Origin of the sequence: Diaminobutyricimonas aerilata, from assembly GCF_002797715.1 — a bacterium.
Lineage (GTDB): Bacteria > Actinomycetota > Actinomycetes > Actinomycetales > Microbacteriaceae > Diaminobutyricimonas > Diaminobutyricimonas aerilata.
On the sequence record NZ_PGFF01000001.1, the window covers coordinates 3,278,789 to 3,305,644 of the forward strand.

The 26,856-nt window shown below is 70.6% G+C and carries 28 protein-coding genes; 11 read left to right on the plus strand and 17 right to left on the minus strand.

Annotated elements, in window-relative coordinates:
* Positions 1-60: 60 nt before the first annotated feature.
* Positions 61-861: an HAD-IIA family hydrolase gene (locus CLV46_RS15560; protein WP_100366107.1), complete on the plus strand. Its 801-nt coding sequence runs from the start codon at positions 61-63 to the stop codon at positions 859-861.
* A 6-nt stretch (positions 862-867) separates the two neighbouring features.
* Here CLV46_RS15560 and CLV46_RS17100 read toward each other — a convergent pair whose 3' ends face one another.
* The 3 genes from CLV46_RS17100 to CLV46_RS15575 are packed head-to-tail and all read right to left on the minus strand — an operon-like array spanning position 868 to position 4,236.
* The gene (locus tag CLV46_RS17100) at positions 868-2,289 is read right to left on the minus strand and encodes a septum formation family protein (RefSeq protein WP_100365615.1); all 1,422 of its coding nucleotides are present in this window, start codon (positions 2,287-2,289) and stop codon (positions 868-870) included.
* On the minus strand, positions 2,286-2,840 hold the full coding sequence (pyrE, locus tag CLV46_RS15570; protein ID WP_100365616.1) for an orotate phosphoribosyltransferase: 555 nt from the start codon (positions 2,838-2,840) through the stop codon (positions 2,286-2,288). Before pyrE ends, CLV46_RS17100 begins: the two co-directional genes overlap by 4 nt.
* Before the next feature lie 10 nt (positions 2,841-2,850).
* Entirely contained in the window at positions 2,851-4,236 is a 1,386-nt protein-coding gene (locus tag CLV46_RS15575; protein WP_100365617.1) for an APC family permease, read from the minus strand.
* Between the two features lie 176 nt (positions 4,237-4,412).
* Between CLV46_RS15575 and CLV46_RS15580 the strand changes: the two genes are divergently transcribed.
* Positions 4,413-5,249 carry an exodeoxyribonuclease III gene (locus tag CLV46_RS15580; protein ID WP_100365618.1) on the plus strand — a complete coding sequence of 279 codons (837 nt, stop codon included), beginning with the start codon at positions 4,413-4,415 and terminating at the stop codon, positions 5,247-5,249.
* A gap of 128 nt (positions 5,250-5,377) precedes the next feature.
* Here the strand turns inward: CLV46_RS15580 and CLV46_RS15585 are convergent, their stop codons facing one another.
* Complete coding sequence (locus CLV46_RS15585; protein WP_100365619.1) at positions 5,378-6,211, minus strand: putative RNA methyltransferase; 834 nt, start codon at positions 6,209-6,211, stop codon at positions 5,378-5,380.
* Between the two features lie 82 nt (positions 6,212-6,293).
* On the opposite strand from CLV46_RS15585, the gene CLV46_RS15590 reads away from it, so the two are divergent.
* Positions 6,294-6,911 carry a DnaJ family domain-containing protein gene (locus CLV46_RS15590; protein ID WP_100365620.1) on the plus strand — a complete coding sequence of 206 codons (618 nt, stop codon included), beginning with the start codon at positions 6,294-6,296 and terminating at the stop codon, positions 6,909-6,911.
* Positions 6,912-7,138: 227 nt separating this feature from the next.
* On the opposite strand, the gene CLV46_RS15595 is transcribed toward CLV46_RS15590, so the two are convergent.
* From CLV46_RS15595 to CLV46_RS15655, 13 genes are all read right to left on the minus strand, one after another.
* Entirely contained in the window at positions 7,139-9,175 is a 2,037-nt protein-coding gene (locus CLV46_RS15595; RefSeq protein ID WP_100365621.1) for a hypothetical protein, read from the minus strand.
* A gap of 42 nt (positions 9,176-9,217) precedes the next feature.
* Positions 9,218-10,279 (minus strand): glycoside hydrolase family 130 protein, encoded by a 1,062-nt coding sequence (locus tag CLV46_RS15600; protein WP_100365622.1) that lies wholly within the window; start codon positions 10,277-10,279, stop codon positions 9,218-9,220.
* A gap of 2 nt (positions 10,280-10,281) precedes the next feature.
* Positions 10,282-11,037 (minus strand): carbohydrate ABC transporter permease, encoded by a 756-nt coding sequence (locus CLV46_RS15605; protein ID WP_100366108.1) that lies wholly within the window; start codon positions 11,035-11,037, stop codon positions 10,282-10,284.
* Positions 11,038-11,129: 92 nt separating this feature from the next.
* A complete protein-coding gene (locus CLV46_RS15610; RefSeq protein WP_100365623.1) occupies positions 11,130-12,080 on the minus strand; it encodes a carbohydrate ABC transporter permease in 951 nt (316 codons plus the stop codon).
* 10 nt (positions 12,081-12,090) lie between these two features.
* A complete protein-coding gene (locus tag CLV46_RS15615) occupies positions 12,091-13,395 on the minus strand; it encodes an extracellular solute-binding protein (RefSeq protein ID WP_100365624.1) in 1,305 nt (434 codons plus the stop codon).
* Between the two features lie 37 nt (positions 13,396-13,432).
* A complete protein-coding gene (locus CLV46_RS15620; protein ID WP_100365625.1) occupies positions 13,433-14,458 on the minus strand; it encodes a LacI family DNA-binding transcriptional regulator in 1,026 nt (341 codons plus the stop codon).
* A gap of 227 nt (positions 14,459-14,685) precedes the next feature.
* Positions 14,686-15,612, minus strand: a complete 927-nt coding sequence (locus CLV46_RS15625) for an AEC family transporter (protein ID WP_100365626.1) — start codon at positions 15,610-15,612, stop codon at positions 14,686-14,688.
* A 65-nt stretch (positions 15,613-15,677) separates the two neighbouring features.
* Entirely contained in the window at positions 15,678-16,004 is a 327-nt protein-coding gene (locus CLV46_RS15630; RefSeq protein WP_100365627.1) for a DUF1048 domain-containing protein, read from the minus strand.
* 1 nt (position 16,005) lies between these two features.
* The gene (locus CLV46_RS15635) at positions 16,006-16,362 is read right to left on the minus strand and encodes a DUF1048 domain-containing protein (protein ID WP_100365628.1); all 357 of its coding nucleotides are present in this window, start codon (positions 16,360-16,362) and stop codon (positions 16,006-16,008) included.
* Positions 16,363-16,376: 14 nt separating this feature from the next.
* Entirely contained in the window at positions 16,377-17,138 is a 762-nt protein-coding gene (locus CLV46_RS15640; RefSeq protein WP_100365629.1) for an ABC transporter permease, read from the minus strand.
* 9 nt (positions 17,139-17,147) lie between these two features.
* Positions 17,148-17,945, minus strand: a complete 798-nt coding sequence (locus CLV46_RS15645; protein ID WP_425430414.1) for an ABC transporter ATP-binding protein — start codon at positions 17,943-17,945, stop codon at positions 17,148-17,150.
* Positions 17,942-18,322 carry a DUF1048 domain-containing protein gene (locus CLV46_RS15650; RefSeq protein ID WP_100365630.1) on the minus strand — a complete coding sequence of 127 codons (381 nt, stop codon included), beginning with the start codon at positions 18,320-18,322 and terminating at the stop codon, positions 17,942-17,944. The genes CLV46_RS15645 and CLV46_RS15650 overlap by 4 nt, the downstream gene beginning before the upstream one ends.
* Before the next feature lie 2 nt (positions 18,323-18,324).
* Complete coding sequence (locus CLV46_RS15655) at positions 18,325-18,666, minus strand: PadR family transcriptional regulator (RefSeq protein WP_100365631.1); 342 nt, start codon at positions 18,664-18,666, stop codon at positions 18,325-18,327.
* A 116-nt stretch (positions 18,667-18,782) separates the two neighbouring features.
* Between CLV46_RS15655 and CLV46_RS15660 the strand changes: the two genes are divergently transcribed.
* The 8 genes from CLV46_RS15660 to CLV46_RS15695 all read left to right on the plus strand — a co-directional run bounded on the left by CLV46_RS15660 (position 18,783) and on the right by CLV46_RS15695 (position 26,713).
* Positions 18,783-19,379 (plus strand): gamma carbonic anhydrase family protein, encoded by a 597-nt coding sequence (locus CLV46_RS15660; protein ID WP_100365632.1) that lies wholly within the window; start codon positions 18,783-18,785, stop codon positions 19,377-19,379.
* 84 nt (positions 19,380-19,463) lie between these two features.
* The gene (locus CLV46_RS15665) at positions 19,464-20,279 is read left to right on the plus strand and encodes an alpha/beta fold hydrolase (RefSeq protein WP_100365633.1); all 816 of its coding nucleotides are present in this window, start codon (positions 19,464-19,466) and stop codon (positions 20,277-20,279) included.
* A 103-nt stretch (positions 20,280-20,382) separates the two neighbouring features.
* A complete protein-coding gene (locus tag CLV46_RS15670; protein ID WP_100365634.1) occupies positions 20,383-21,816 on the plus strand; it encodes a DUF6421 family protein in 1,434 nt (477 codons plus the stop codon).
* Positions 21,817-21,820: 4 nt separating this feature from the next.
* Positions 21,821-22,513: an SDR family NAD(P)-dependent oxidoreductase gene (locus tag CLV46_RS15675; RefSeq protein WP_100365635.1), complete on the plus strand. Its 693-nt coding sequence runs from the start codon at positions 21,821-21,823 to the stop codon at positions 22,511-22,513.
* Between the two features lie 28 nt (positions 22,514-22,541).
* On the plus strand, positions 22,542-23,813 hold the full coding sequence (locus CLV46_RS16885; protein WP_100365636.1) for a sensor histidine kinase: 1,272 nt from the start codon (positions 22,542-22,544) through the stop codon (positions 23,811-23,813).
* Positions 23,810-24,472: a response regulator gene (locus CLV46_RS15685; RefSeq protein ID WP_100365637.1), complete on the plus strand. Its 663-nt coding sequence runs from the start codon at positions 23,810-23,812 to the stop codon at positions 24,470-24,472. The genes CLV46_RS16885 and CLV46_RS15685 overlap by 4 nt, the downstream gene beginning before the upstream one ends.
* Before the next feature lie 274 nt (positions 24,473-24,746).
* Positions 24,747-25,628 carry an ABC transporter ATP-binding protein gene (locus CLV46_RS15690; protein WP_100365638.1) on the plus strand — a complete coding sequence of 294 codons (882 nt, stop codon included), beginning with the start codon at positions 24,747-24,749 and terminating at the stop codon, positions 25,626-25,628.
* Complete coding sequence (locus CLV46_RS15695) at positions 25,625-26,713, plus strand: ABC transporter permease (RefSeq protein WP_100365639.1); 1,089 nt, start codon at positions 25,625-25,627, stop codon at positions 26,711-26,713. Before CLV46_RS15690 ends, CLV46_RS15695 begins: the two co-directional genes overlap by 4 nt.
* Positions 26,714-26,856: the final 143 nt, after the last annotated feature.

Sequence of the window (26,856 nt, forward strand, 5' to 3'; positions counted from 1 at the left end):
GGGGCCGTGCAGCGACCACACGGAGCGCGTGCCGACATGCGCCCTCGCTAGCATGTGCGCATGAGGGACCGTTCCGAGATCGACTGCTGGCTCACCGACATGGACGGCGTGCTCGTGCACGAGAACCAGGCGCTCCCCGGCGCTCAGGAGCTGCTGCAGCAGTGGAAGGACCAGGGCAAGCCGTTCCTGGTGCTCACCAACAACTCGATCTTCACGCCGCGCGACCTGTCCGCGCGGTTGCGTGCCTCCGGCCTGGATGTGCCGGAGGAGTCCATCTGGACGAGCGCCCTCGCGACCGCCGACTTCTGCGCCTCGCAGAAGCCCGGGGGCTCCGCCTTCGTGATCGGCGAGGCCGGGATGACGACCGCGCTGCACGAGGCCGGTTTCATCATGACCGAGACCGACCCGGACTACGTCGTCGTCGGCGAGACGCGCAACTACTCGTTCGAGGCGATCACGAAGGCCATCCGCCTCATCGGCAACGGCGCGCGCTTCATCGTCACCAACCCGGACGCGACCGGCCCGAGCGCCGAGGGACCGCTGCCCGCCACCGGCGCGATCGCGGCGCTCATCACCAAGGCGACCGGACGTCAGCCGTACGTGGTCGGCAAGCCGAACCCGATGATGTTCCGCTCGGCACTCAACCGCATCGGAGCGCACTCCGAGTCGACCGGCATGATCGGCGACCGGATGGACACCGACATCGTCGCCGGCATCGAGGCGGGTCTGCACACGGTGCTCGTGCTCACCGGCATCAGCGACCAGCGCGAGATCGAGCGCTACCCGTTCCGCCCCGACGAGGTGCTGAAGGGCGTGTACGAGCTGCTCGAAGACGGACCGCTCGAGTCCGAGGTCGTCTGACCCCGATCAGCCCTGCGGCACCGCGATGCTGCCGGCGAACGGTTCGCCGGATGACCGGGTGACGAAGCAGAAGTAGTCGCGGTATCCCTCGTCCCACTCCTCCGCGGTCACCGGGTACGCGCCCTGCACGACCACGTCGGGGTACTGCGCGGCCGCGGCGAAGTCGATCACCGACGGCGGCGTGCACAACAGGTTGATCTGCGACTGCAACGCGTCCGCGCCCGGATACGCCGCATCAGGCTCGCTCGGGAACGTGCCCCGGTCGACCAGCTGGGCCGGATGCGGTGTCGCGCAGTCCACGACCGTGAACTCCTCGTCCCACGCGGAAGCGAACGGGGCGAGGCACTCCCCGCCTTGCAGCGCGTCCCACTCGTGCACGCCGGGCGGCAGCGGCCCGACGGCGACCGGCGGTTCGACGGTCGGCGTGGGGGTGGGTGTCGGCGTGGCGCTCGGGGTGACGGATGGGGTGGGCGTCGGCTCGGGAGCGGGACGCAGTCGTGTGCCGAGCAGGTAGAGGCCGATCAGCGCGATCACCGCGAGCAGCGCGCCCGCCGCCCACAGCAGTCGCTTCTGCGCGGGGGTCGGGTGCCAGCCGCCGCGTCCGTCCGCGCGGCGCCGGGATGCGGCGGCGCCGTCCGCGTCGAGGGGTGCGGCGGGCGCGGGGTCGGCGACGGTCGGCGAGACGCCGCCGACGAGTCCGGCGAAGGCGCCGCCCACCGGTTCCGCGCCGGGCCGACCGTCGAGCGCGGGTTCGATCGAGACGGGCGTCGCCGCGGCGCGCTCGTCGAAACCCGCGACGGGCATCGCCTGCGTCGCGTCGGGGTCGGCGATCACGGAGGGGTCTGCGATCACGGGAGGGTCGGCGATCACGGAGGGGTTGGTCGCGGCCGCTCGGGGGTCGAAGCCGGGTGCCGCCATGGCCTGGGTGGCGTCGTCGGCGTCCGCGGCGCTGCCGGTCGCCGGGGCGTCGCCGGCCTTCGGAGCGTCGCCCGCCTCCGGTGAGGCGGCGGCGGCGGCGCCGCGCGGGCGAAGGCCCCACACGAAGCCGTCCGCCGCGGGAGGCGTCGCAGGCGCAGCCGCGGCAGACGCAACCGACCCGCCGGACTCGGGCGGAACGGCCCCGGACGCCGCGGGCGGAACGGACCCGCCGGGCTCGCGCGGTGGAACCGCTCCGGACGCCGCGGGCGGAACGGACCCGCCGGGCTCGCGCGGTGGAACCGCTCCCGACGCGGCGGGCGGAGCGGCGGGCACGCCGGGTCCGCCGGTGAACGACTCGGCGCTGGCTCGGCGCGGCGGCGGCACGTCCTGCCGACCGGACCCGCCGTCGTGGACCCCCTCGTCGGGTTCGTCGTCGGACTCGTCGCCCGCCTCGAACTGCCGGGAGAGCCAGTCGCTCGCGTCGTCGTCGCCGCGGTCGCGTTCGGTCATGACGGGGTGAGGCCCAGATCCTCGAGTCCGATGGCGGCGAGGTAGCGGTACCCGGCGGCCTCGATCGTCTCGCGTGCGCCGGTCGCCCGGTCGACGACGACGGCGACGGCGGCGATCTCCGCGCCGACCTTCTCGAGCGCCTCGATGGCCTTGAGCGGCGACCCGCCGGTGGTCGAGGTGTCTTCGAGCACGATCACGCGCTTGCCGGCGAGGTCGGGACCCTCGACCTGCTTGCCGCGGCCGTGGTCCTTGGGCTCCTTGCGCACGACGAAGGCGTCGTAGCTCTTGCCGGCGGCGGCCCCCTGGTGCAGCACCGCCGTCGCGATCGGGTCCGCGCCCATCGTGAGGCCGCCGACCGCATCCACGTCGGGCACGTCCGCGATGAGGTCGACCATGACCTGCCCGATGAGCGGCGCGACGCGGTGGTCGAGGCTCACCTTGCGCAGGTCGATGTAGTAGCTGGCCTTCTTGCCGCTGGTCAGCGTGAAGTCGCCGTGGAAGACGGCCTCGTCGCCGATGTAGCGGATGAGCTCGGTGCGGGCGTCGGTCACGTCGGCGAGTCTACTGGGCGGCTTTCCCGGCGTCCGGGTTCGCCGGCGCCTCGGGCGCGACCGTCCCGACACTTCCGGTCACGCTGTCGCTGCGCGGGCCGAGCTTCGCGAGGAAGTACAGGCCCACCCCGACGGCGAGGATGATCGCCCCGTACAGCCACACCTGCAGGCTCTGCTGGCTGAGCAGCAGCAGGCACGAGGCGATGCCCATGTAGGGCAGCGGCGTCCACACGCGGAAGTGCTTGTGCTCGACCTTCTCGCGCCGCAGCACGAGCACGGCGATGTTCGAGCTCAGGAACACGAGCAGCAGCAGCAGCACGACCGTCTCGGCGAGGATCGAGATGTCGCCGATCGTCGCGAGCACCATCGACGCGGCGGTCGTCACGAGGATGGCGACCCACGGGGTGCGGCGCTTCGGCAGCACGCGGCCGAGCACGCCGGGCAGCAGCCCCTGCTCGGCCATGCCGTAGGTGACGCGGCTCGCCATGATGAGGATGAGCAGGGCGCCGTTCGCGACGGCGGCGAGCGCGATGATGCTGAACAGCCAGTCGGGCACGCCGATCCCGCTCGCGCTGACGACGGCGAGCAGCGGGCCGGACGACTCCGCGAGCTCCTCCGGCGAGAGGGTGATGGATGCGGCGAGTCCGACGAGCAGGTACACGACGCCGGCGGTGGCGAGGGAGAGGAACAGAGCCCGCGCGAACACCTTCGGCGGGTTCTTCACCTCTTCGGCGATGTTCGCCGAGGTCTCGAACCCGACGTAGGAGTAGAACGCGATGATCGTCGCCCCGAGCACGCCGACGATCGGGGTGACGCCGTCCTTGAACTCCATCGTGCGGGCCGGGTCGCCGGTGCCGGTGAAGAGCACGACCGCGCCGGCGACGATCACGATGATGAGGCCGATGATCTCGATGAGCGTCATGGCGACGTTGCCCTTGAGCGACTCGCTGATGCCGCGGGCGTTGAGCAGGGCGAGCAGGGCGAGCAGCACGATCGCGGCGGGAACGGCGGGAACGTCGATGAACGTGCCGAGGTAGTCGCCGGTGAACGACAGCGACAGCAGCGCGGGGCTCGTCACTCCGGCGGCGAGCATGCAGTAGCCGACGAGGAACGAGACGATCGGCTTCTTGTACGCCCGCTCCGCGAACACCGAGGCGCCGCCGGCCCGGGGGTACTTCGTCACGAGCTCCGCATAGGAGCCCGCGGTGAGCAGCGCCAGGGCGAGGGCGAGCAGGAGGGGAGCCCACAGCGCGCCACCGACCTCACTCGAGAGGTCACCCATGAGCGCGTAGATGCCGGCGCCGAGCGTGTCCCCGACGATGAAGAGGAACAGCAGCGGACCGGTGATGCCGCGCTTGAGTTTCGTCTTCTCGATGTCCGCGACCGGTGCGCTCATCGGGGGCCTCCTCGGGGTGGGTCGCCACGACGGTACGCGCCCGCCGCCGCGCGCCCGGTGCCCATACAGTGCGCTTTCAGCGATTCGGATGCTCCGCGCCCGGGGTGGTAACGGCATCCGGCCACCGCTCGCCGCCGGTCGAGGCGGAGTCGCAGGGGGCGAATACGATGGCGGTCATGCGCATCGCCACCTGGAACGTGAACTCGATCCGCACGCGAGTCGGCCGGGTGGTGGACTGGCTCGTGCGCGACGACGTCGACGTGCTGGGCATGCAGGAGATCAAGTGCAAGCCCGAGCAGTTCCCCTACGAGGCGTTCGAGCAGGCCGGCTATCACGTCGAACTGCACGGCTTGAACCAGTGGAACGGCGTCGCGATCGCGAGCCGCGAGCCGATCGAGGACGTCGAGGTCGGATTCCCGGGCGCTCCCGGTTTCGGCAAGCCGCTGCCCGACGGCACCCTGCCGGTCGAGGCGCGGGCGATCGGCGCGACCGTCGGCGGCGTGCGCATCTGGAGCCTGTACGTGCCCAACGGACGTGAGCTCGGCGATCCGCACTACGACTACAAGCTCGACTGGCTCGACAAGCTCGCCGTCTCGACGGGCGCGTGGCTGCAGGCCAACCCGGGCGTGCCGTTCGCGCTCATGGGCGACTTCAACATCGCCCCGCTCGACACCGACGTGTGGAGCATGGACTTCTTCGCCGGCCGCACCCACGTGTCCGAGCCGGAGCGCGCCGCGTTCGCGCAGCTGCAGTCCGTCGGACTCGTCGACGTCGTGCGCGAACGCGTGCCGCAGGGGTTCACGTACTGGGACTACCAGCAGCTGCGCTTCCCCCGGAACGAGGGGATGCGCATCGACTTCATCCTCGGATCCCGCGACTTCGCCGACCTCGTCGTCGACGCGAAGATCGAGCGCAACGAGCGCAAGGGCACGGCGCCGAGCGACCACGTGCCGGTGGTCGTCGACCTCGACTTCGGTCCCGGGGACGACGACGACCGCCCGATGATCTTCTGACCCGGATCCCGGTGGGCGTGGAGTTGGAGCGCAGCGCCCGCTGAGCCCTCGAAGCGGGTCGGACCACGGTTCCCTTCGACGAGCTCAGGGAACGACAGCGTCAGGGAACACGCGGGCGGAGGCGCCGCTCAGAGTGCGGCGACACGGTAGACGCCGATCCGCACCGCGAGCGTGACCACGGTCGGGTCGGCGAGGCGGGCCACGCGCTCCTGCGTCTGCTCCCGCGTGGCGTGATGCGCGCTCGGACCCATCCGGGCGAGCGAGAAGGCGGATGCCCGGTCGAGGGTCAGCTCGCGCACGACGCGCTCCTCCGCCACGAGATCGAACCCCGCGAGGGTCGCGCGCAGGCGGTCCTCTTTCGTCTCGTCGACCGCGACGAGGCCGAGCGGCTCGACGAGCTCGCGCAGGTGCTCCGGCGTCGGCGTGACCACGAGGTAGGGCGCGCCGCGTTCGAGCACCCGCGCCACCTCATCCGCGTTGCGTGGACCGAACACCGTCATCGCCACGCCGACCGACCCGTCGGCGAGCGGCAACCCGTCCCACACGTCCGCCCCGATCGCGGTGACCCGCGGATGCGCCCGGGCCGCTCGTTTGAGCGCCGGCGTGGAGAGGTCGAGGCACACGCCCCGCGGGGCGGGCAGCGCGTCGAGCACCCGCGTGAGGTAGTAGCCGGTGCCGCCGGCGATGTCGAGCACGACCCCGTCGGTCCGCGGCGCGTGCTCGGCGGCGAGCCGCGCGAGCGCCTCCGCGATCGGCGCGTAATGCCCGGCACCGAGGAACGCGTCGCGCTCCTGCACCATCTCGGCGGTGTCGGCCGCGAGTCCGGCCGGGCGGCTCGGACGCAGGTTCACGTACCCCTGTCGCGCGACGTCGAAGGAGTGCCCCGACGCGCACACCCAGCTGCCGGCCCCCGCGTCGAGTGCGGCACCGCAGCGCGGACACACCACCGCTTCGACCCGCATCCGGTCATGCTAGCGATGGTCGCCGCGCCTTCAGCGGGCACGGAGACAGGCTGCTTAGCCTGGATGCGCTCGGAGGTGGCCCATGGTGCAGGATGCGCGACGCAACGCGTGGCGGTACCGCCTCGACCAGCTCGACCGGGAGATGCGCGGCGACGCCGCTCCCGAGCCGGACACCGACGAGGAGGACGCGTCGCCCACCGTGCCGAACGCGGCACAGCGCGCCGCCTACGTGGAGACGGCGATCGACCAGGCGATCCGGCGCGGCGAGTTCGACGACTTGCCGGGGGCGGGCAAGCCCCTCACCGGACTCGGCGGCACGCACGACCCGGACTGGTGGATCCGCCGCAAGATCGAGCGGGAGCAGCTCACGGGGCTCGGTCCGCCCGCGGTGACGCTCCGCGTCGAGAACGCCGCGCTCGAGGGACGGCTCGACGCGATCCATCACGAGGATCAGGTGCGCGAGGCGCTCGAGGACTTCAACAAGCGCATCATCGAGGCCCGACGGCAACTGCAGGGCGGCCCCCCGGTCGTCACGCCGCTGCGCGACGTCGACGCCGAAGTGGCCGCCTGGCGCGCACGTCGCGATGCCCGGCACCTCGCCCACGCGGAAGCCCTGCGCCGCGAGAAGGAGGCGTTCGACGCGCTCTCGCCGCGTGAGCGCCGGCGCCTGCGCCGCGAGCAGCGCCGCGCCGGTCGCTGATCGGGACCCGTCGCCGACGCATCCGCCCCACCCACCTCGTGAGTTGCGGACTTCTGCGGTGATCCGAGTCGCCATTCCCGCACTTCTCCGCAACTCACCGAGACGGCATCCGGCGGGGTCTCGATACGGCGGGCTCCGCCGCGCCTACTCGACCAGCGGGCCCCACCGTCCTCTGCTGACCTCGCGGGTCTCCACCGCGATCGGGACGCGGCGGAGACCCGGAGGCGTCAGCGGGTCACGAGGGCGAACCCACCCGGCCGCAGCAGCACGCGCCCCGTTCCCGAGAGCGACCGCTCGGTCACGAGCTCCCCGGAGGCGTCGTACACGCGCACGGTCGACGGGCTCCCCGAGGCGCCGACCGTCACCGGCAGCGGCAGCGGACCGGCCGGATGCAGCAGCTGCGTCGACCCGCCGGCACCCTCGAGCACGAGCCGCGAGACGGCCGGGCGCAGGATGAGCGCGTCGAGGTCGGTGGTCCCGTTCGTCGAGGTGACGGTCACGGTCGGCCGACTGGACAGCGCCGGCAGGGTGAGCGTCTGCGGCAGCAGCACACCCGGCGCCCCGCTGATGCCCTGCGGCGGACCGTTGTGGGTGAGCGCGCCGATCGGGATGCGACCCGACTTCCACAACGTGCGCGAGTTCTGCCCTTCGCGCAGCCACGTCACCGGCTCGATCTGTCGCGCCTGATCGGCGGCGCCGAGGTCGATCGTCGCCGTCTCACCGCGCTCGAGCCGCAGGTACGCGCCGCCGCCGAACGCCGACTCGCCCGTCCAGGCGGAGGGTGGCGTCACGACCGCGCCGGTCGTCGACGTGGCCGACTCGGCCTCGACCGCGACGAGTCCCTCCCGATCCGTCACCGTCGCGACCGAGCGGGCCCGCTCGGCGACGTCCGGATGCGCGTCGAGCGCGAGCATCGACAGCAGGCCGTGGATCGTGCTCTCGGCCCCGCTGTTGCGGTTGATCGACCCGTCGGGCTGCAGACCGTCGAAGGTGACGCCGGTCGCCGGGTCGTACATGGCCTCACCGGCGCGGTTGGCGCCGAAGTACCACGCCGCCTGCACGGCGGCGAGCTCCCGCAGTCCGTCGAGGTCGCGGGCGTCGGCGACGGCGAGCAGCGACTGCACCCGAGAGTCGACGCCGTACGCGATCTGCACGCGATCGCCGGGGGTGGGCATCCAGCCGTTGTCCGGTCCGCCCGCGGTCAGCAGCGTCGGGGTGAGGCCGGTGTTGTCGCGCACCGCCGGGTCTGCGAGTTCCGGATCGTCGAGGGCCACGGATGCCTCGGCGAGCGCCGCGGGCATCTGCGAACCCCACGCGTGCCAGAAGGAGCGGGACTGCGTCCAGGGCAGGATGCCGCCGTAGGGCCAGGACCGTTCGTCACCGAGCCCCATCGCCGCGATGCCCTCAGCGAGCTTCGCGAGGGTGTCGCGGGCCGCCGCGTCATCCTCGGCCGCCTCGACGTAGGCGGAGAGGCCGAGCACCGCCTCCGCGGTCGCATCCGCCCCGCCGACGATGAGCCAGTCGGGCACGCGCCAGCCGTCGGATTCGACGAAGACGCCGTACCGGTCGAGGGCCTGGCGGTCGACCGCGGCGCGGGCGAGTTCGAGCCGGTCGGCGAGGAACGCCGCGAAATCGGCATCGTCGTCGGCGAACGCCGCGAAGCCCTCGCCGAACGCCCACAGGGTGCGGGCGAGCCAGTAGCTCTGGTCGGAGTCCGAGGGGTCGGGCAGTTCGACCGGCTCGGCGCTCGGGTTCAGCTCACCGTCGGGCTGCATCCACAACACGACGTTGCCGGCGTTCGGGCCCTCCACGGTCTGCAGGTAGGCCAGGGAACGCAGCAGCTCGTACGCCGTGTCGCGGCTCGCCGCATCCCCCGTCTGCTGCCAGTGGCGGATGTAGACCACCGCCGCGCGGGAGACGTCGTCGGCGTTGTACGCGCCCTGACCCCAGTCGCCGGTCGCGGGGTCGAGCGGTCCGCCGCCGACCCGTTCGAAGGTGCCGCCGTCACGCGCGTCGGCGTAGGTCCACGGCAGCGTCAGCTCGGGTTCGACCTCGAGCCGGTAGGTGGTGTGCCCGGGCTGCTCGGGAGGAGTCGCCGTGTCGAGCAGGAAGTCGAGGTGGGCGAGGTTGGTGAGGGCTCCGGATGGGGGCGGGGCGGCGGATGCGGACGGCGCAGCCGCCGGGGCGGTGAGGCCCACGCCGGTGAGGGCGAGCGTCGCCGCCGCGAGTGCGGCGACTCCGCCGCGAGGTCGTGAGTTCTTCATCGAACTGCTCCTTGCTGGGGGGTGGGTGTTGCGGGGTACCTATCAGGTGTGGTCGAGGCGGGCGACGCCGATCTTCGAGTCCGCCATGCCGTAGAACACGTAGTGCGCGCCCTCGATCTCCTCGATCGCGGTGGGGAAGACCACGTTCGGCACGATGCCGCTGCGCTCCTCCTCGGTCTCGGGCGCGAGCAGTGGCTCCGGCGTGCGGGCCAGCACGCGCCACGGCTCCTGAGCGTCGAGCAGCATCGCGCCCGCCGCGTAGTTCACCTTCTGCTGCTGATCGGTACCCCGGGCGAGCACGCCCGTGACCCCGTGGTGCAGCAACAGCCAACCCTCGGGCACCCGCAGCGGTGCGGGGCCGCCGCCGATCTTGACCTCTTCGAACGGGAACTCGGGGCCGGCGAGCAGCCGGCTGCCGCGCCAGTGCACGAGGTTCGCGAGGTCCTTCTCGACGTCGGCGACCGGCACGAACGCGATCCAGATGCTCTGGCGCGTGTCGGTGATGCCGGCGGGCACCCGGATGCCCTCACTCGGCCGGATCTCGCCGAGGTCCCACATCGGCCGGTGCAGCACGGCGAAGCTCTCCACCCCGTCCGGTGCCGTCACCGGCTCGGGGAAGAAGACCGTGTCCTTGTTGTGGAACAGGTTGAGGTCCGCATCCAGCGCGTCGTCGTACGCGAACAGCGCGGGGCCGAGCCGACGCCAGGCGCGCAGGTCCTCCGAGACGGCGAGCGCCGTGCGCGGTCCGAGCGGACCGTACGCGACGTAGGTCATCACGTGCAGGCCCAGCCGCGGCACGAACGTCACCCGGGGGTCTTCGACGCCCGCGTTGTTCTCGCCGCGCTCCCATCCGCGATCCGGTTCGAGCACGATGCCCTCGCGCTCCACGCCGACCGGCACGCCGTTCTCGATGACGAGGCGACCGAGGCCCACCCGCGACACGTTGCCGCGCGCGACGAGCCGCGGCAGCAGGTACAGCTCGTCGCCGACACGACCGGTCGCGGGGTTGAGCACCCCCTCCGCCTCGAGCTCGTTGCCGGGCTCCGGCGTCATGATCACGCCCATGCGGGTGAGTGTGTAGGGCACGTTGGGGGTCGTCGACATGGTCAACCTTTCACTCCGGATCCGAGGTTCGTCGAGGTGAAGTACCGCTGGAAGACGATGAACAGGGTCACCGCCGGAACGGCCAGCACGAACGCGCCCGCGAGCGTCGCCCCGAAGGGGTTGCTCGCGGTCGCCGCGACATTGCTGATGTAGTTGGCGAGCGAGACGGCGAGCGGCTGCATCGACGCCTCCTTGGTGATGAGGAACGGCCAGAGGAACTCGTTCCACGGACCGATGAAGGTGAGCAGGATGACCGTCAGCATTGCGGGCCGCACGAGCGGGAGCGCGATGCGCCACAACAGCGCCAGCTCGCCCGCACCGTCGATCCGGGCGGCCTCGAACAGCTCCTTCGGCACCTGGATGAAGTACTGCCGGAAGATGATGACCGCCGACGAGTTGATCGCGAACGGCAGGATCATGCCGAGGTGCGTGTCGGCGAGACCGTAGTCGCGGGCGATCATCACGTACAGCGGGATCATCAGCAGCTGGAACGGCACCACCTGCACGAGCAGCGCGAGGGCGAAGGTCGCCTCGCGTCCGCGCCACTGCAGCACGGCGAGCGAGTAGCCGGCGAGCACCCCGAACACGACGGTGCACAGGATGACGCCCCCGGTGAAGATGCCCGAGTTCAGCAGTCCTTGGAACAGGTTGATGCGCTCGTTGATGTCGGCGTAGTTCTGCGTCGTGAGGTTGCCCGGGTTCGGGAAGGCGCCCGCGACGGTCGGGTCGGGTTCGGTCTGCAGCGACCCGATGAACATGTAATAGAAGGGGAACAGGAACGCGATCGCGCCGAGCGCGAGCACGATGTTCCGCACGATCCCGCCGGCAGGGGAGATGCCGCGACGCCGTCTCACGACTCGTCACCTCCCACGAGGCGCCGCTGCAGCAGCGCGATGCCCAGCACGAGGATGACGAGGATCACGCCGATCGCCGCCGCCGTGTCGGGGGTGCCCTGCTCGAGGCCCTTCTGGTACATGAGCAGCACGGGCGAGGTCGACGCCCCGTTCGGCCCGCCCCCGCCGGTGAGCAGGTAGGGCTCCGTGAACAGGTTGGCGCCGGTGATCGTGGACAGCAGCACCACGAGCAGCGTCGCGGGACGCACGCCCGGCACCGTCACGCTGAAGAAGCTGCGGATGCGCCCGGCCCCGTCGGTCGAGGCGGATTCGTACAGCTCCTTCGGCACGTTCTGCAGCGCCGCGAGGTACAGCAGGATGTAGAAGCCGAGCTGCTTCCAGGTGACGAACAGCGCGATCGTCGGCATGGCGAGCGAGGAGTTCACGAGCCACGAGGGGTCCGGCGCGAGCGGGCCGAGGATCTGGTTGACGAGCCCGTTGCCGTTGAAGAGGAACAGCCACACGCCGACCACGGCGACGCTCGCCGTGACGTACGGCACGTAGTAGCTCACCCGCAGGAACGTGCGTCCGCGCACCGCCTTGTCGAGCGCCGAGGCGAGCACGAGGCTCAACACGACCGTGAGCGGCACGTTGATGATGAGGAAGATGCCGACGTTGCCGAACGACCGCCAGACGGCGGGGTCGGAGAGCACCTGCTCGTAGTTCGCGAGTCCGACGAACGGCCGATCGACCTGCGCTCCCGGTGCGGAGAAGAAGTAGTCCTGGAACGACATCCACACCGAGAAGATCAGCGGATACGCGAAGACGGCGAGCACGAACACGATGTACGGCGCGCTGAACAGCAGCCCGAGCGGGTTGCGGCCGAACGGCCTCCCGCGGGCGCCGCGCGAGCGGCGGGGGCGGGACCCCGGGTCCGTCACCGGACCCGGGGTCGCGACGGCGGTCACGACGGACCGCCTACTGCTGACCGGCGAGGTCGTCGACCTTCTCGGCGGCACCCTCGAGTGCGGACTGGATGTCCTCCTCGCCGAAGATGACCGACTTCGAGTACGCGTCGCGGAAGGCCTGCAGCATCGCGACGGCGTTCGGCGAGTTCGGCACCTCGACGGTGCGGGCGTTCTGCGCGCCGAACATCTCGTAGGCGGGGTTCTCGGTGAAGTAGTCGGCGTAGGTCTCCGACAGGTTCTGGCGCAACGGCATCTGCCCCGTCATCTCGAGCAGCATCCCGTCCTGCTCCTCACTCGTCGAGAACTTGAGCACGTCCCAGGCGGTCTCCGGGTTCTCGCACGCCGAGTAGAGACCGATGTTCTTCGCGTCGCTGAAGGTGTAGACCTCGTCGGCGGCGACCCCGGTCGAGGTCGGCACGGGCACCGAGCCCCAGTTCACGTCCTTGTAGACCGAGATGGCCCACGGTCCGACGATCGCCATCGCGGCCTGCCCGTCGGCGAACGAGTCGCCCTGGTACTGCTCGTTGCTCGCGAGGCCCTCGTCGTACAGGGTGCGCCAGAACTCCGCGACCGTCACGCCGGCCTCATCCGCGAAGGTCGCGGCGCCGTCCTCGACGAGCGGGGTGCCGCCGGTCTCGGCCGCGTACAGCGGGTAGAAGTCGAACAGGCTCTGGTAGAACTCGTTCGTCGGCGAGGGGTAGATCGCGTTCGGCGCCGCGCCGGACTGCACGAGGGTGCGCGCGGTGGCGAGGAACTCGTCGTAACTGCCGAGCGGCGGGTTCTCGGGGTCGAGTCCCGCGGCGGCGAACATGTCCTTGTTGTAGAAGATCATGACGGGATTCGACTTCCACGGCATCTGGAAGTAGTCGCCGTCGGCGTTCTGGTACTGCTGGGCCGCGTCGCCGGTGCGCTCCTCGATGTAGCTCGCGCCGTCGTCGAATTCGGAGAGGTTCACGAGACCGCCCTGCTTCTCGAACTGGGCGACCGCGACCGGCGCGGTGTTGTAGATGAGGCACGGTGCGTTACCGGCGGCGATGGCGGCGCCGATGACCTCTTCGCTGCTGGATCCGGCGGGGATCTCCTGCGCCTTGATCTGTTCATCCGGATTCTCGGCGTTCCATGCCTCGACCATCTGCTTGCCCCAGGCCACCTCCTGCTCGTTGTTCGAGTACCAGATGGTGATGTCGCCGCGTCCGCCGTCGGATTCGCCGCCGCCTCCCGACGAACAGGCGGCGAGGGCGAGGCCGGCCGTCACGAGGGCGGCCACGGTGGTGAGACGTCGGGTTCGGGATGTGCGGGTGCGGGTGGTGCTCATGCTTCGATGCACGGTCTTCTCCTTCTGTGGGTTCCGGCTACGTCGCCGGGTGGGGTGCCGGTGCTGTGGAGGATCGGACGACGAGCCGCGCCGGCGGCAGCTCGAGGTCGTCGGGGTGTTCGCCGGTGACGAGCTGGAGCAGCACGCGTGCGCTCGCGCGCCCCCACTCCACGACGTCGGTGGCGACGGTGGTCAGCGCCGGGTAGACGTGCTCGCCCACCTCGGTGCCGTCGAACCCGGTGATGGAGAGGTCGCGCGGCACCACCACGCCGGCGGACTGGGCGACGGCGAGGCCGGCGACGGCCATGTGGTCGTTCGCGTAGACGATCGCGGTCGGCGGCTCGTCGAGGGCGAGGAGGTGCCGCGTCGCGGCGGCGCCTTCGGCGGCGCTGAAGTCGGTGGAGACCGAGAGCGTGCTCTCGAGTCCCGCGGACTGCAGGGCCGCGGCGAAGCTCTCGCGACGGCGGGTGCCGTGCAGCATCCGATCGGGACCGCCGACGTGCGCGATGCGTCGGTGGCCGAGTTCGACGAGGTGGTCCACGGCCGCGCGGATGCCGGGGTCGTCGTCGAGGGTGACGGCCGGATGCGGGCTGGTGCTGTCGGGGCGGCCGAGCGTCACGGCGGGCAGACCGAGCTCGGTCGCGAGGGCGATGCGTGGGTCGTCGGCGCGCAGGTCGGTGATGAACACCCCGTCGACGCGACGGTCGCGCGCGAGGGACCGGTAGGCGGCGAGTTCGGCGTCTTCGCCGGGGACGATGCTGAGCACGAGTGCCTGACCCGCGGGCCCGAGCTCGCTCTCGACGCCCGCGATGAACATCGGGAAGAAGGCGTCGGCGCTCATCACGCTCGGTTCGCGGGCGATGATGAGCCCGAGGGCGAAGGCGCGGTTCGTGCTGAGCGAGCGGGCGCGCATGCTGGGCTGCCAGCCGAGTTCGTCGGCCGCTTCGAGGATGCGCCGGCGAGTGCCGTCGGCGACCCCGGGGCGGTTGTTGAGCGCGAACGAGACGAGACCCTTGCTGACGCCCGCGCGGCGGGCGACATCGGCGATGGTGGGGCCGCGCATCGGGTCTCCTCGTCGTCGAGTCCGTCTGGTCCGTACGCGCCTTAACCGGTTTAGACGGGGTGCGATGGCAGGCAATCTATACCGGTTTAGGCCGAAAGGGAAGAAGGTGGCCGACCGTCCCAGCCAGTTCCCCGAGTCGAGTTGCGGAGAAGTGCGGGAACGGGCCCCGGGATAGCCGCAGATGTCCGCAACTCACCACCGGGGTGGGGGTGGAGCGCGGCGCGGGGTCAGTGCGGCGCGAGGAGGGCGGCGACGACGACGAGCGCGGGGATGGACCCGACCGTCGTGATGAGCACCGTGTCGCGGGCGAGGATCTCGCCGCGGTCGTAGCGCTGGGCGTAGTTGAACACGTTCTGCGCGCTCGGGAGCGCGGCGAGCACGGTCACCGCGAAGAGCCCCTGCCCCTCGAGCCCGAAGAGGAAGCGGCCGACCGCCCACGCGATGACGGGCATCGCGGCGAGCTTGAGCGCCGTCGCGAGCACCACGTCGCGGCGCCCGGAGCCGGCGGCGAGCACGCGCTGCCCCGAGAGCGACATGCCGAACGAGATGAGCACCACCGGCACCGCGGCGGCCCCGATCATCCGGAACGGCTCCATCACCGCATCCGCCGGTTCGATGCCGGTGACCGACACGAGCACGCCGAGCGCGCTGCCGATGATGAGCGGGTTGCGCAGCGGCTGCAGCAGGATGCGTCTGATCGAGACCCGGCCCGTGGTCGACACGTCGAGCAGCGTCAACGCGATCGGGGTGAAGACGAGCAGTTGCAGCAGCACGACCGGCGCCGAGTAGGCGGGATCGCCCAGCACGTAGAAGGCGACCGGGATGCCGATGTTGTTCGCGTTGACGTAGCCGGAGGCGAGGGATCCGACGACCGTGCGTGCGAGGTCGCGCCGCCACAGCAGGGCGGCGATGAGCGCGAACACGAGGAAGCACGAGACCGCGGCGATGAGCGACACGGTCAGCAGCGAGGAGAACAGCAGGTGCACGTCGGCGTCGGCGAGCACGGTGAAGAGCAGGCACGGCGAGAGCACGAAGAACACGAGCCGGCTCAGCACCTCCCGCGAGTGCGGTCCGAGGATGCCGGTGCGGCCGACGATGTAGCCGATCAGGATGACGGCGCCGATGACCGCGAACCCGATCAGCACCCCCGTCATCCGGCCAGTCTCGCAGTGTTGCGGCGCTGTGTGCGCCGCAACACTGCGTGACGGGTCCGGGGTGGTCAGCCCTTCGCCGCTGCGGGTCCTCCGCCGAGGGACCGCTGGTGCAGGTCCGCGTAGGTGGGGGCGTCGCGGATGAGCTCGTCGCAGAACGCGGCGACGTCGTCGCCGATGAGCTCGAGCACGTCCTTCCCGTCCGCCGCCCCCTGCTCGAAGAAGTCCAGCAGGTCCGGCAGCAGGGGTCCGTCGCCGATACCGACCGGTCCGACCTTGAAGAAGTACCGCTGGATCTCCTCGTACACGATCCGGTAGTCCCGCGGCAGGGCCTTCACCCGTGCGACGTGGGCTCGCCACTGCTTCTTGCCTTCGATGATGTCGTGGATGCCCATGTCAGTGTCCCCGTCGTCCCAGTCTCTTCGCGACGTTCCGATTCAGTTGCGCGCGCCAGCGCGCGCGGTAGCCCGCGGCGGCCTCGCCGCCGGCGATCGCCGCGCAGAATCCCTCGATGTCGCCACCGAGCGCCTCGTCGATGCTCAGTCCGTCCGCCGCGGTCTGCTCGAGCAGGCCGAGGGCGTTGTCCATGATCGGCGTCAGGTTGCCCGCGGTGAAGCTCCCGTAGGGCAGGAGGTGGGCCTTCATCTGCTCCCATGCCTCCCGGTGGTCCGGCGGCAGCTCCTCGGCTCTGACCTCGAACGCCTTCCACGCGTTCGAGATGTCGCTCCCGGTGAGGGTCTCCCAGATGTTCATTGCGCGACCTCCGTTCAGGCCGTCTTGCGCCGGTAGGAGAGGGTCGCGAAGACGTACGCGACCAGGAGGATCCCGGTCATCCACGCCAGCGCGATCCAGATGCCGCTCCCCGCCGGCTGGCCGGCGAAGAGGTCGCGGATCGTGTTGACGATCGAGGTGACCGGCTGGTTCTCGGCGAACCAGCGCACCGGTCCCGGCATGGTGTCGGTGGGCACGAACGCCGAACTGATGAACGGCAGGAAGATCAGCGGATACGAGAACGCACTCGCCCCGTCGACGGTCTTCGCCGAGAGCCCTGCGATCACGGCGACCCAGGTGAGCGCGAGCGTGAACAGCACGAGGATGCCGGCGACGGCGAGCCAGTCGAGCACGTCGGCTCCCGTACGGAACCCCATGATGAAGCTGACGCCGATCACGACGGCGAGGGAGACGAGGTTCGCGACGACCGAGGTCAGCACGTGCGCCCAGAGCACCGACGATCGGGCGATCGGCATCGACTGGAATCGTTCGAAGATGCCGCCCTGCATGTCGAGGAAGAGCCGGTACGCGGTGTAGGCGATCCCCGAGGCGATCGTGATGAGCAGGATGCCCGGCAGCAGGTAGTTCACATACGACTCGGTGCCGGTGTCGATGGCTCCGCCGAAGACGTAGACGAAGAGGAGCATCATCGCGATCGGGGTGACGGCGGTGGTGATGATCGTGTCGGGACTCCGGGCGATGTGACGCAGGGAGCGGCCGGTGAGCACGGCGGTGTCGCCGAGGAAGTGGGTGGTCATCATCGTTCCTTACCTGTCCGAGCGGTCGCCGACCGCGCCCGTGTTGTCGTTGCCGCCGACGACGGCGAAGAAGATCTCCTCGAGCGTCGGCTGCTTCTCCACGTATTCGACCTGCGCGGGAGGCAGCAGCCGCTTGAGTTCCGCGAGGGTGCCGTTCACGATGATCCGGCCCTCGTGGAGGATGCCGATCCGGTCGGCGAGCTGCTCCGCCTCGTCGAGGTACTGCGTGGTGAGCAGCACGGTCGTGCCGCTCGCGGCGAGTTCCTCCACCGCATCCCACACCTCGATGCGCGCCTGCGGGTCGAGACCGGTGGTCGGCTCGTCGAGGAAGATCACCGGCGGATCGCCGATCAGGCTCATCGCGATGTCGAGGCGGCGACGCATGCCGCCGGAGTAGGTGGCCGCCTTGCGTCCGCCGGCCTCGGTGAGCGAGAACCGCTCGAGCAGGTCGTCGGCGATCTTCTGCGGGTTCTTGAGGTGCCGCAGCTTGGCGACGAGCACCAGGTTCTCCCGGCCGGTGAGCACTTCGTCCACCGCCGCGAACTGCCCGGTGAGGCTGATCGACTGGCGCACGTCGTCGGCTTGGGTCGTGATGTCGTATCCGTTCACGCGGGCGCTGCCGGCGTCGGCCGTGAGCAACGTCGAGAGGATGCGCACCGCGGTCGTCTTGCCGGCCCCGTTCGAGCCGAGCAGGGCGAAGATGCTGCCCCGCGCCACGTCGAAGTCCACTCCGCGCAGCACCTTGAGGTCCTTGTACGACTTCTCCAGCCCGGTGACCTGGATGGCCGTGGTCATCGCGGTGTTCATGCGTCCGCTCCCTTCGCACCCTCGGCCTCGGCGGCGTCGATCGCCTTCCGCAGGCGCTCGCGCTCCTTGTTGATCCAGTGCTTGCCGGTGTACGCCTGCGTGAAGTTCTGGGCGAACTCGACCGGGTCGTCGCCCACGATCTCGCGGACCGGCGTGCCGTCCACGGCGGCGCGCTCCCACAGGTCGGCGAAGTCGTCGAACATGCGGAGCATGGTGGCGCCGTCCTCCGGTGCGCCCTCGTGCCAGAAGTACCGCTGAAGCGCCTTCGCGGCGCCGGCATACGGCTGCGGGAGGGCTTCGATGCGGGCTTCGTACTTCTTGAATCGCTTCTTCTGCTCGATCGACCCGGCGAGGGCCTCGATCCATTTCGCTGCCATGATCAGTTCTTCCCTTCGAGGTTCTGCTGGTGGAGCTGTTCGATGCGTTCGGCGAGGAAGCCCCATGTGCTCCAGAACTCCTCGAGCTGGGTGCGGCCCTGCGTGTTGAGGGAGTAGACCTTGCGCGGCGGGCCCTTCTCGGAGGGCACCTTCTCGACGTCCACGAGTCCGCGCTGCTCGATGCGCACGAGCAACGCGTAGACGGTGCCCTCGGCGAGATCCGAGAAACCGTGCTCCCGCAGACGCGCGGTGATCTCGTATCCGTACGCCGGATTCGCGGCGAGGATCGCGAGCACGATCCCCTCGAGGGTGCCCTTGAGCATCTCCGTCATCTGATTGCCCATGCATCACCCGATCTACTCAGCGTTACTGACTACTGGTAGAAAGTAACACTAGGTACTGGTACTTAGCAATAGCGAGTTCTGCCGGATAGCCTGACCCGCGAGAGGGAGGTCACCGCATGCTGATCCGTCACCGTGGTGCTGCACCGGACATCCACCCGTCGGCGTATGTCGCACCGTCAGCGGTGCTGGTCGGGAACGTGCGGATCGGCGCCGGCGCCCGCATCCTGCACGGCGCCGTGCTGAACGCGGAGGACGGGGTCGTCGTCGTGGGCGACGACACGGTGGTCATGGAGAACGCCCTCATCCGCGGGCGCGACGGGCACGCCGCGAGCATCGGCTCCGCGGTGATGGTCGGACCGCACGCCCACGTCAACGGCAGCACCGTCGAGGACGAGGCGTTCATCGCGACCGGCGCCGCTCTGTTCCCCGGCAGCATCATCGGCACCGGCGCGGAAGTGCGCATCAACGCCGTCGTGCAGGTGAACACCGTCGTCGCGGCAGGCGCGGTCGTGCCGATCGGCTGGGTCGCCGTCGGCGACCCGGCGGCCATCCTGCCGCCCGAACGGCACGACGACATCTGGGCGATCCAGCGAGAGCTCGACTTCACCGGCACCGTCTATGGAGCGGACTCCTCGGTGGGCATGCGGGAACTGATGCGCCGGCAGTCCGCCTACTACGGCGCCCACCGCGACGATGAGGTCATCGACCGCTGAGCTGCGTCGCGCGCTGCCCTTCCCGCCTGGGACCGCCCAGCGTGCTCTGTCGTGAATCGCGACGGCTCGCCTAGGGTCGAGGACATGCCGCATCTCGACGTCGACGGGGCCTCGCTGTACTACGAGACCGCCGGGGATCCCGCCGCGCCCGCTCTGCTCCTCATCCACGCCGGGATCGCGAACCTGCGGATGTGGGACCCGATCGTGCCGGCGCTCGCCGCCGACCACCACGTCATCCGCTTCGACACCCGCGGCTTCGGGCAGACCGCGACGCAGAACGTCGGCTTCTCCGACCGCGCCGACGCCCTGTCGGTGCTCGACGCGCTCGACGTGCACAAGGCGACGGTCATCGGCGCCTCCCGCGGCGGTGGCATCGCGATCGACCTCGCGCTCGAATCGCCCGGCCGCGTACGCGGGCTCGTCACCGTCGGCTCCGGACCGAGCGGATTCCCCGAGCTCGACATGACCGACCGCGAGGACGAGCTGTTCGACGAGATCGACGTCGCGTTCGAAGCGCGCGACTGGGAACGGATGCTCCGCCTCGAAGCGGCCGTGTGGGACTTCGGCCCGGAACGCGACCCCGCCACCCTCGACCCCGCGTTCGTCGAGACGGCGTACGCGCTCAACCTCGCGAACCTGCCGCACGTCGAGGAGAACCCCACGCCCGTGCGGCTCGATCCGCCCGCGTACGACCGGCTCAGCGACATCACCGTGCCGGCGCTCGTGATCGTCGGCGAGTACGACCTCTCGCCGGTGCTCGCGGAGAGCGAGTTCCTCGCGAGCAACCTGCCCGACGCCGACACCGTGCGGTTCCGCAACGCGGCCCACCTGCCGAGCGTCGAGCATCCGGGGGAGTTCACGCGGGTCGTGCGCGATTGGCTGGGTCAGCGGGGGCTCTAGAGCTGCGCACGTGCGCGGATCGTGCGTCGACGCAAGATCCGTGCGCCGAACGCAACTTCCCCGGGTGACGTCGTCCGTAGGCTCGGGAGTGAAAGGAGGCGTCATGACATCGCTCACCCCCGCCCCGTCCATCATCGGAGAACCGGAGGTCGTCGAGGACGCCTCCACGACCGTCGCCCTCACCGCCGCCGAGCTCTCGACCCACCCGGCCTGGCTCGACCTCAAGGCCGCTGCGGTCGCCATCCGCCCCCTGCAGCAGAAGGACGGTGCGATCCCGGATGCGGCGACCCACGTCGAGGCCGAGGCGCTCGTCGTACGGATCGCCGCCGCCCTGCGCACCCTCGCGCCGCTGCTGCAGCACGACACCGAGTACCTCGAGGCGGCCGGGACCGACTTCGAGCGCTGGGCCGCCGACGGGTTCGGCGTGCCCGACTTCCACGACGCGCTCGTCGCGTTCCGCCCCGAGCTCACCCGCGCCGACGGCATCCCGCACGTCGTCGTCTTCCCGATGTACACGCAGAACGGCAGCACCGATCGGCTCGTCGAGGCCGTGCTGATCGAGGTCATCTGGCCGGAGTTCGTCGCCGGTCTCGAGGCGGGCGACTACTCGAACCCGATGTTCGTACCCATCCGTTTCGTCGACTTCACCCCCGGCTACGACACCAACTCGGCGGTGCTGTTCCCCGAGACCGTCGCGGTGCGCGAGATCCCGCCGTTCACGTGGGGCGCGATCTTCGCCGACCGCGAGGCCGCCCGGTTCCGCCGTGTCGTGCGGGCCGCCGCCGAGATCACGCGGCTCGAGCTGCCGGAGGACGCCGCGCGCATGCTCGACGACCAGCAGCTCACCGAGCAGACGTTCGTGATGTGGGACCTCATCCACGACCGCACCCACATGCGCGGCGACCTGCCGTTCGACCCGTTCATGATCAAGCAGCGGATGCCGTTCTTCCTCTACTCGCTCGAGGAACTGCGCTGCGACCTGACCGCGTTCCGCGAGGCCGTCGCGATCGAACGCCGGCTCGCGGCATCCGAGACCCCGCTCGACGACGCCGACACCGTGCTGCTCGAACGGGCGAAGCTCGTGCAGTACGCCGTGATCTTCGACCGCATCTTCCGCTTCGCGATCACCGGCTCCCGCGTGCGCAACTACGACGGGCTCGGCGGGCAGCTGCTGTTCGCGTGGCTGCACCAGCACCACGTGCTGCACTGGACCGACACGAAGCTCACCTTCGACTGGCCCGAGGTGGCGGATGTCGTGATCGCCCTCGGCGAGCGGATCGAGGAACTGTACTGGCGCTCGATCGACCGGCCGAAGACCGCCCACTGGCTCGCCGCGTACGAACTCGTGTCGTCGACGCTCACCCCGCACCCGGCGTCCCGCTGGGCCGTGCGCGACCTGCCCCTCGACGGGCCGCCGAAGGGATTGACCGACGCCGTGCTCGACGACGAGTTCCCGTTGTCGATGTTCTACGAGGCGCTGAGCAAGAAGATGGCCGACGTGATCGCCTCGACCGCGGGCATCACCGGTCGGAGCTGAGGTCGTGACGACCGGCGCCGAAAGCCCCGTATCGGGCCCCGATGCGGGGCCTTCGGCGCCCCTCGCTGCGGGCCGCGTCGTCGTCGTCACCGGCGCGACCGGCGACGCCGGCCGCGCGGTGTGCGCGCGACTCGTCGCGGCGGGCGCGCGCGTCGTCGCGGTCGGCACGGATGCGGGCCGACTCGCGTCCGTGCCGGCCGAGGCGCGCTTCGTCGCCGATCTCACCGATGCGGATGCGGCGGGCACCCTCGCGAGCCGGGTCGCCTCCGAGGTGGGCCCCGCCGATGGGCTCGTGCACCTCGTCGGCGGCTGGCGCTCGGGCAACGACGAGGCCGCCTGGAGCGACCTCGAACCGCGCCTGCTCGGGACCCTGCGTCACGCGACCCTCGCCTTCCACGACCAGCTCACCGCATCCGAGGCCGGTCGACTGGTGATCGTCGGCAGCACCGCGGCGGAGCGGCCCACCTGGAGCGGCGCCGCCTACGGCGTGCTGAAGGCAGCGGCGGCCTCGTGGGTGTCGGCCGTCGCCTCCGGGTGGCGCAAGGCGGAACGCGCCGCGGCCGTCACGTTCGTGGTGCGCTCGCTCGGTGACGGCGGCACGCCGCACGCCGCCCTCGCCGACGCGGTCGCCGCGCTGTGGGACACCCCCGCGACGGAGTCGAACGGACGCAGCATCCCCCTCGTGACGGATCACTGACGCGCGCATCCCCGGATACCGTGGCGGGGTGAGCACTTCCGCGACCGACGCACCCGGCGACGACTGGCGCCGCCCCGCGCCGGATCGCGCCGCGCTCCGCACCGACGCCCTCGTCGCGGCGCTGCTCGCGGTGGGCACGACGGTGAGCTGCCTGCTGTACGCCCGCGCCGGCTTCTACGAAGACGAAATCGCCCCGGTGTGGATGTGGGCGGTCTACGTCGTCGTGATGAACGCACCGCTCATCCTGCGCCGCCGGTTCCCGCTCACGGTCGTGCTCGTGCTCGCCGTCGGGTTCTACCTGTCGCAGGCGCTGCGGGTGCCGGAGCTGCTGTTCTCCAACATCTGCCTGTTCCTGGCGTTCTACTCCGCGGGCGCGTGGTCGAATCAGCGCCGCCTGTCGCACGTGACCCGCGCCGCGATCATCGTCGGGATGTTCGCGTGGCTCTTCGTCGCGCTCATCGCGGAGGCGCCGGAGGCGCTGCTCACCGCGGACGGACTCATCTCGCCGTACGCGTCGTTCGGACTCGTGCAGATCGTGATGAACGTGCTCTATTTCGGCGCGGCGTACGTGTTCGGCGAGCGCGCGTGGAACACCGCTCGGGACCGCGAGGCTCTCGAGCTGCGGACCGCGGAACTCGCCGCGGAACGCGAGCGCACGGCGGCGCAGGCCGTGGCGCTGGAACGGGTTCGGATCGCGCGCGAACTGCACGACGTCGTCGCCCACCACGTGTCGGTGATGGGTGTGCAGGCGGGCGCCGCGCGACGCCTGCTCGCGACCGACAGCGACCGCGCCGCCGAGGCGCTCACGGCCATCGAGGGCAGCGCCCGCGAGGCGGTCGACGAACTGCACCGCATGCTCACGACCCTGCGCGACGACGGCACGGACGCGGCACCGATCGCGCCGAGCACGCGCGGGGTCGACCAGCTCGGTGAACTCGTGCACGACGCGGAATCGGCGGGACTCCCGGTGCGGTTCACCGTCGTCGGCGAGCCGCGCCCGGTGCCCGGGACGATCGGCGTCACCGTCTTCCGCATCGCGCAGGAGGCCATCACGAACACGCTCAAGCACGCCGGCGCCGGCGCGGAGGTCGACATGCGACTACGGTTCCTGCCCGACTCGATCGAGATCGAGGTGGTCGACGACGGCACCGGTTCGCGCACGCGCTCGAACGGCTCCGGTCTCGGGCACATCGGGATGCGGGAGCGCGTCGCCGCGGTCGGCGGCGCCCTCGAGATCGGCCCGCGCAGCCGCGGCGGTTTCCTCGTGCGGGCGCGACTGCCGTTGGGAGCGCAGTCGTGACCGACATCCGGGTGCTGCTCGCCGACGACCAGGATCTCGTCCGCGGTGGATTCCGGGTGATCCTCGAGACGGAGCCCGGTATCGCGGTCGTCGGCGAGGCACGCGACGGGGTCGAGGCGGTGCGTCTCGCCGACGAGCTGCGCCCCGACGTGATCTGCATGGACGTGCAGATGCCGAACCTCGACGGGCTCGAGGCGACCCGCCGCATCCGCGACTCCGGCAACCCGGCCGCGGTCGCCATCCTCACCACCTTCGACCGCGACGACTACCTGTTCGAGGCGCTGAGCGCGGGCGCGAGCGGCTTCCTGCTCAAGAACGCGTCACCCGAGAAGCTCATCGAGGCGGTGCAGTCGCTCGCGGCGGGCGACGCCCTCCTGGCGCCGGATGTGACACGGCGCGTGATCGAGCGGTTCGCGGGCGGCCCGATCAGCGGCGCCGTGCCGAGTCCGGCGGTCGACGACCTCACCGACCGCGAACTCGAGGTGCTCGGACTCGTCGCGCGCGGCATGAGCAACGCCGAGATCGCGAAGCACCTGTTCCTCGGCGAGGCGACCGTGAAGACGCACGTGTCGAAGGTGCTCATGAAGCTCGGCCTGCGCGACCGCATCCAGGCCGTCGTGTTCGCCTACGAGCACGGCATCGTCGTTCCCGGCGCCTGAGCGCCCCTGCTGGACCCCGCTGGTCGAGTAGACGCGCGAAGCCGCCGTATCGAGACCCGGCCGCGGGAAACCCGACAGCGGGATCCCTGATGGAGGTCTCGATACGGGCGCCAGGGCGCCCTACTCGACCGGCGACCTCCACCCGCACGGCGGACGCCACCCGCGCGCCGCTCCCCCGTGCGGCGGAGGCGGGGAACACCCGCCAGGCGGATGCCCGCCGCGCCGGGCATCCGTAGCGTCGTTGTCGTACGCGAGGTCCGACGAAGGAGCACCCATGCTGCAACTGGACGGAATCAACAAGAGGTTCGGCGATCGCGCCGTGCTGAAGGACGTGAGTTTCACCGTCGGCCCCGGCCGCCTCACGGGATTCGTGGGCGGCAACGGTGCCGGCAAGACGACGACGATGCGCATCGTCCTCGGCGTGCTCAACGCCGACAGCGGCACCGTCACCCTGGACGGCAGCCGCCTCGGCCCCGCCGACCGGCGCCGGTTCGGCTACATGCCGGAGGAGCGCGGGCTGTACCCGAAGATGAAGGTGCTCGAACAGATCGTCTACCTCGGCCGCCTGCACGGCATGGCGCAGCGCGACGCGACCGACAGCGCGAACGCGCTGCTCGAGCGGCTCGGGCTCGCCGAGCGCCTGAACGACACCGTCGAGAGCCTGTCGCTCGGCAACCAGCAACGCGCTCAGATCGCGGCGGCACTCGTGCACCGGCCCGAGGTGCTCGTGCTCGACGAGCCGTTCTCCGGCCTCGATCCGATGGCGGTCGAGACGGTGCTCTCGGTGCTGCAGGATGTCGCCGCATCCGGTTCGCCCGTGCTGTTCTCGAGCCACCAGCTCGAGGTGGTCGAGCGCCTCTGCGACGACCTCGTCGTGATCGCCGACGGTGCCATCCGGGCGAGCGGGTCGCGCGAGAAGCTCCGCGCCGACAACTCCCGGTCGCAGTGGGAGCTGCTCACCGGGACCGACGCGGCGTGGGTGCGGGATGTGCCCGGCGTGACCGTGGTCGAGTTCGACGGCGGCTACGCCGTCTTCGAGGCCGACGAGACCGTCGCCCAGACCGTGCTGCGCCGTGCGATCGAGAACGGACCGGTGGCGAGCTTCGCCCCGCGCCGCCCCACGCTCACCCAGATCTTCAAGGAGGTCGTGTCATGACCGACACCAACGTCGGATTCCGTCAGACGGTCGCGCTGGTCGCCGGCCGCGAGATCCGCATGCGGCTGCGCAGCAAGGCGTTCGTCATCTCGGCGGGCATCCTCATGCTCGTCGTGCTCGGCTCGATCATCCTCAGCAGCGTGCTCTCGCGGAACGCGTCCGACACGTCCGTCGCGGTCGTCGGCGCGGCGCAGGAGGTCGTGACGGATGCGCCGGGTCTGGATGTCACGGAGGCGGCCGACGTCGAGGAGGCCGAACAGCTCGTGCGTGACGGCGACGTCGAGGCGGCGATAGTGCCGAACGAGGAATCACCGGTCGGCGTGCGGATCATCGCGCTCGACGACGCCCCCGGCGGCGTCGTGCAGGCGCTGAGCATCAGCCCCGAGGTGGAGCTGCTCGTCACCGACGGACCGAATCCGCTGCTCGCCTACTTCGTCGCGTTCGGGTTCGGCATCGTGTTCTTCATGTCCGCGCTGACGTTCGGTTCGACGATCGCGCAGAGCGTCGTGGAGGAGAAGTCGACCCGCGTGGTCGAGATCCTCATGTCGGCGATCTCGTCCCGCGCGCTGCTCGCCGGCAAGGTGCTCGGCAACAGCGTGCTCGCCTTCGGTCAGGTGATCCTGATCGCCCTCGTCGCGATGATCGGCTTCATGGTGACGGGCCAGTCGGTGATCGTCGACGGCCTCGGGCCGGCCATCGCCTGGTTCGTCGTGTTCTTCGCGATCGGGTTCGTGCTGCTCGCGGCACTGTTCGCGGCGAGCGCCGCCCTCGTCTCCCGTCAGGAGGACATCGGCTCGGTCACCTCGCCGGTCACGACGCTCATCATGCTGCCGTACTTCGCCGTCATCTTCTTCAACGACAACCCGGTGGTGATGAGCGTGATGTCGTACATCCCGTTCTCCGCCCCCGTCGGCATGCCGGTGCGGATCTTCCTCGAGCAGGCGCAGTGGTGGGAGCCGCTCGTGTCGCTCGTGATCATGGTGGTCACCACGGTGGTCGTCGTCATCATCGGCTCGCGGATCTACGGCAACTCGTTGCTGCGGATGGGCGGCCGCGTGAAGCTCGGCGAGGCGCTCAAGAGCTGACCGCATCCGCCCGTAACGGCGCCCCGGACCCGCGTGGTCCGGGGCGCCGTCGCGTTGGGGGGCGGTCGCGGTGCGCTCGGCCGCGTCGGGGCCGCGTTCCGCTACTGGTTCGTGCTCGCGCGCCGGTTCTTCGTGGCGCGCGA

What these genes read in the sequence shown, in the direction of transcription:
- CLV46_RS15560 (WP_100366107.1), top strand. Translation starts at nt 61, where the DNA reads ATGAGGGACCGTTCCGAGATCGACTGCTGGCTCACCGACATGGACGGC.
- CLV46_RS17100 (WP_100365615.1), bottom strand. Translation starts at nt 2,289, where the DNA reads ATGACCGAACGCGACCGCGGCGACGACGACGCGAGCGACTGGCTCTCC.
- CLV46_RS15575 (WP_100365617.1), bottom strand. Translation starts at nt 4,236, where the DNA reads ATGAGCGCACCGGTCGCGGACATCGAGAAGACGAAACTCAAGCGCGGC.
- CLV46_RS15580 (WP_100365618.1), top strand. Translation starts at nt 4,413, where the DNA reads ATGCGCATCGCCACCTGGAACGTGAACTCGATCCGCACGCGAGTCGGC.
- CLV46_RS15585 (WP_100365619.1), bottom strand. Translation starts at nt 6,211, where the DNA reads ATGCGGGTCGAAGCGGTGGTGTGTCCGCGCTGCGGTGCCGCACTCGAC.
- CLV46_RS15590 (WP_100365620.1), top strand. Translation starts at nt 6,294, where the DNA reads ATGGTGCAGGATGCGCGACGCAACGCGTGGCGGTACCGCCTCGACCAG.
- CLV46_RS15595 (WP_100365621.1), bottom strand. Translation starts at nt 9,175, where the DNA reads ATGAAGAACTCACGACCTCGCGGCGGAGTCGCCGCACTCGCGGCGGCG.
- CLV46_RS15600 (WP_100365622.1), bottom strand. Translation starts at nt 10,279, where the DNA reads ATGTCGACGACCCCCAACGTGCCCTACACACTCACCCGCATGGGCGTG.
- CLV46_RS15605 (WP_100366108.1), bottom strand. Translation starts at nt 11,037, where the DNA reads ATGTTCATCGGGTCGCTGCAGACCGAACCCGACCCGACCGTCGCGGGC.
- CLV46_RS15615 (WP_100365624.1), bottom strand. Translation starts at nt 13,395, where the DNA reads ATGAGCACCACCCGCACCCGCACATCCCGAACCCGACGTCTCACCACC.
- CLV46_RS15620 (WP_100365625.1), bottom strand. Translation starts at nt 14,458, where the DNA reads ATGCGCGGCCCCACCATCGCCGATGTCGCCCGCCGCGCGGGCGTCAGC.
- CLV46_RS15625 (WP_100365626.1), bottom strand. Translation starts at nt 15,612, where the DNA reads ATGACGGGGGTGCTGATCGGGTTCGCGGTCATCGGCGCCGTCATCCTG.
- CLV46_RS15630 (WP_100365627.1), bottom strand. Translation starts at nt 16,004, where the DNA reads ATGGGCATCCACGACATCATCGAAGGCAAGAAGCAGTGGCGAGCCCAC.
- CLV46_RS15635 (WP_100365628.1), bottom strand. Translation starts at nt 16,362, where the DNA reads ATGAACATCTGGGAGACCCTCACCGGGAGCGACATCTCGAACGCGTGG.
- CLV46_RS15640 (WP_100365629.1), bottom strand. Translation starts at nt 17,138, where the DNA reads ATGACCACCCACTTCCTCGGCGACACCGCCGTGCTCACCGGCCGCTCC.
- CLV46_RS15645 (WP_425430414.1), bottom strand. Translation starts at nt 17,945, where the DNA reads ATGAACACCGCGATGACCACGGCCATCCAGGTCACCGGGCTGGAGAAG.
- CLV46_RS15650 (WP_100365630.1), bottom strand. Translation starts at nt 18,322, where the DNA reads ATGGCAGCGAAATGGATCGAGGCCCTCGCCGGGTCGATCGAGCAGAAG.
- CLV46_RS15655 (WP_100365631.1), bottom strand. Translation starts at nt 18,666, where the DNA reads ATGGGCAATCAGATGACGGAGATGCTCAAGGGCACCCTCGAGGGGATC.
- CLV46_RS15660 (WP_100365632.1), top strand. Translation starts at nt 18,783, where the DNA reads ATGCTGATCCGTCACCGTGGTGCTGCACCGGACATCCACCCGTCGGCG.
- CLV46_RS15665 (WP_100365633.1), top strand. Translation starts at nt 19,464, where the DNA reads ATGCCGCATCTCGACGTCGACGGGGCCTCGCTGTACTACGAGACCGCC.
- CLV46_RS15670 (WP_100365634.1), top strand. Translation starts at nt 20,383, where the DNA reads ATGACATCGCTCACCCCCGCCCCGTCCATCATCGGAGAACCGGAGGTC.
- CLV46_RS15690 (WP_100365638.1), top strand. Translation starts at nt 24,747, where the DNA reads ATGCTGCAACTGGACGGAATCAACAAGAGGTTCGGCGATCGCGCCGTG.
- CLV46_RS15695 (WP_100365639.1), top strand. Translation starts at nt 25,625, where the DNA reads ATGACCGACACCAACGTCGGATTCCGTCAGACGGTCGCGCTGGTCGCC.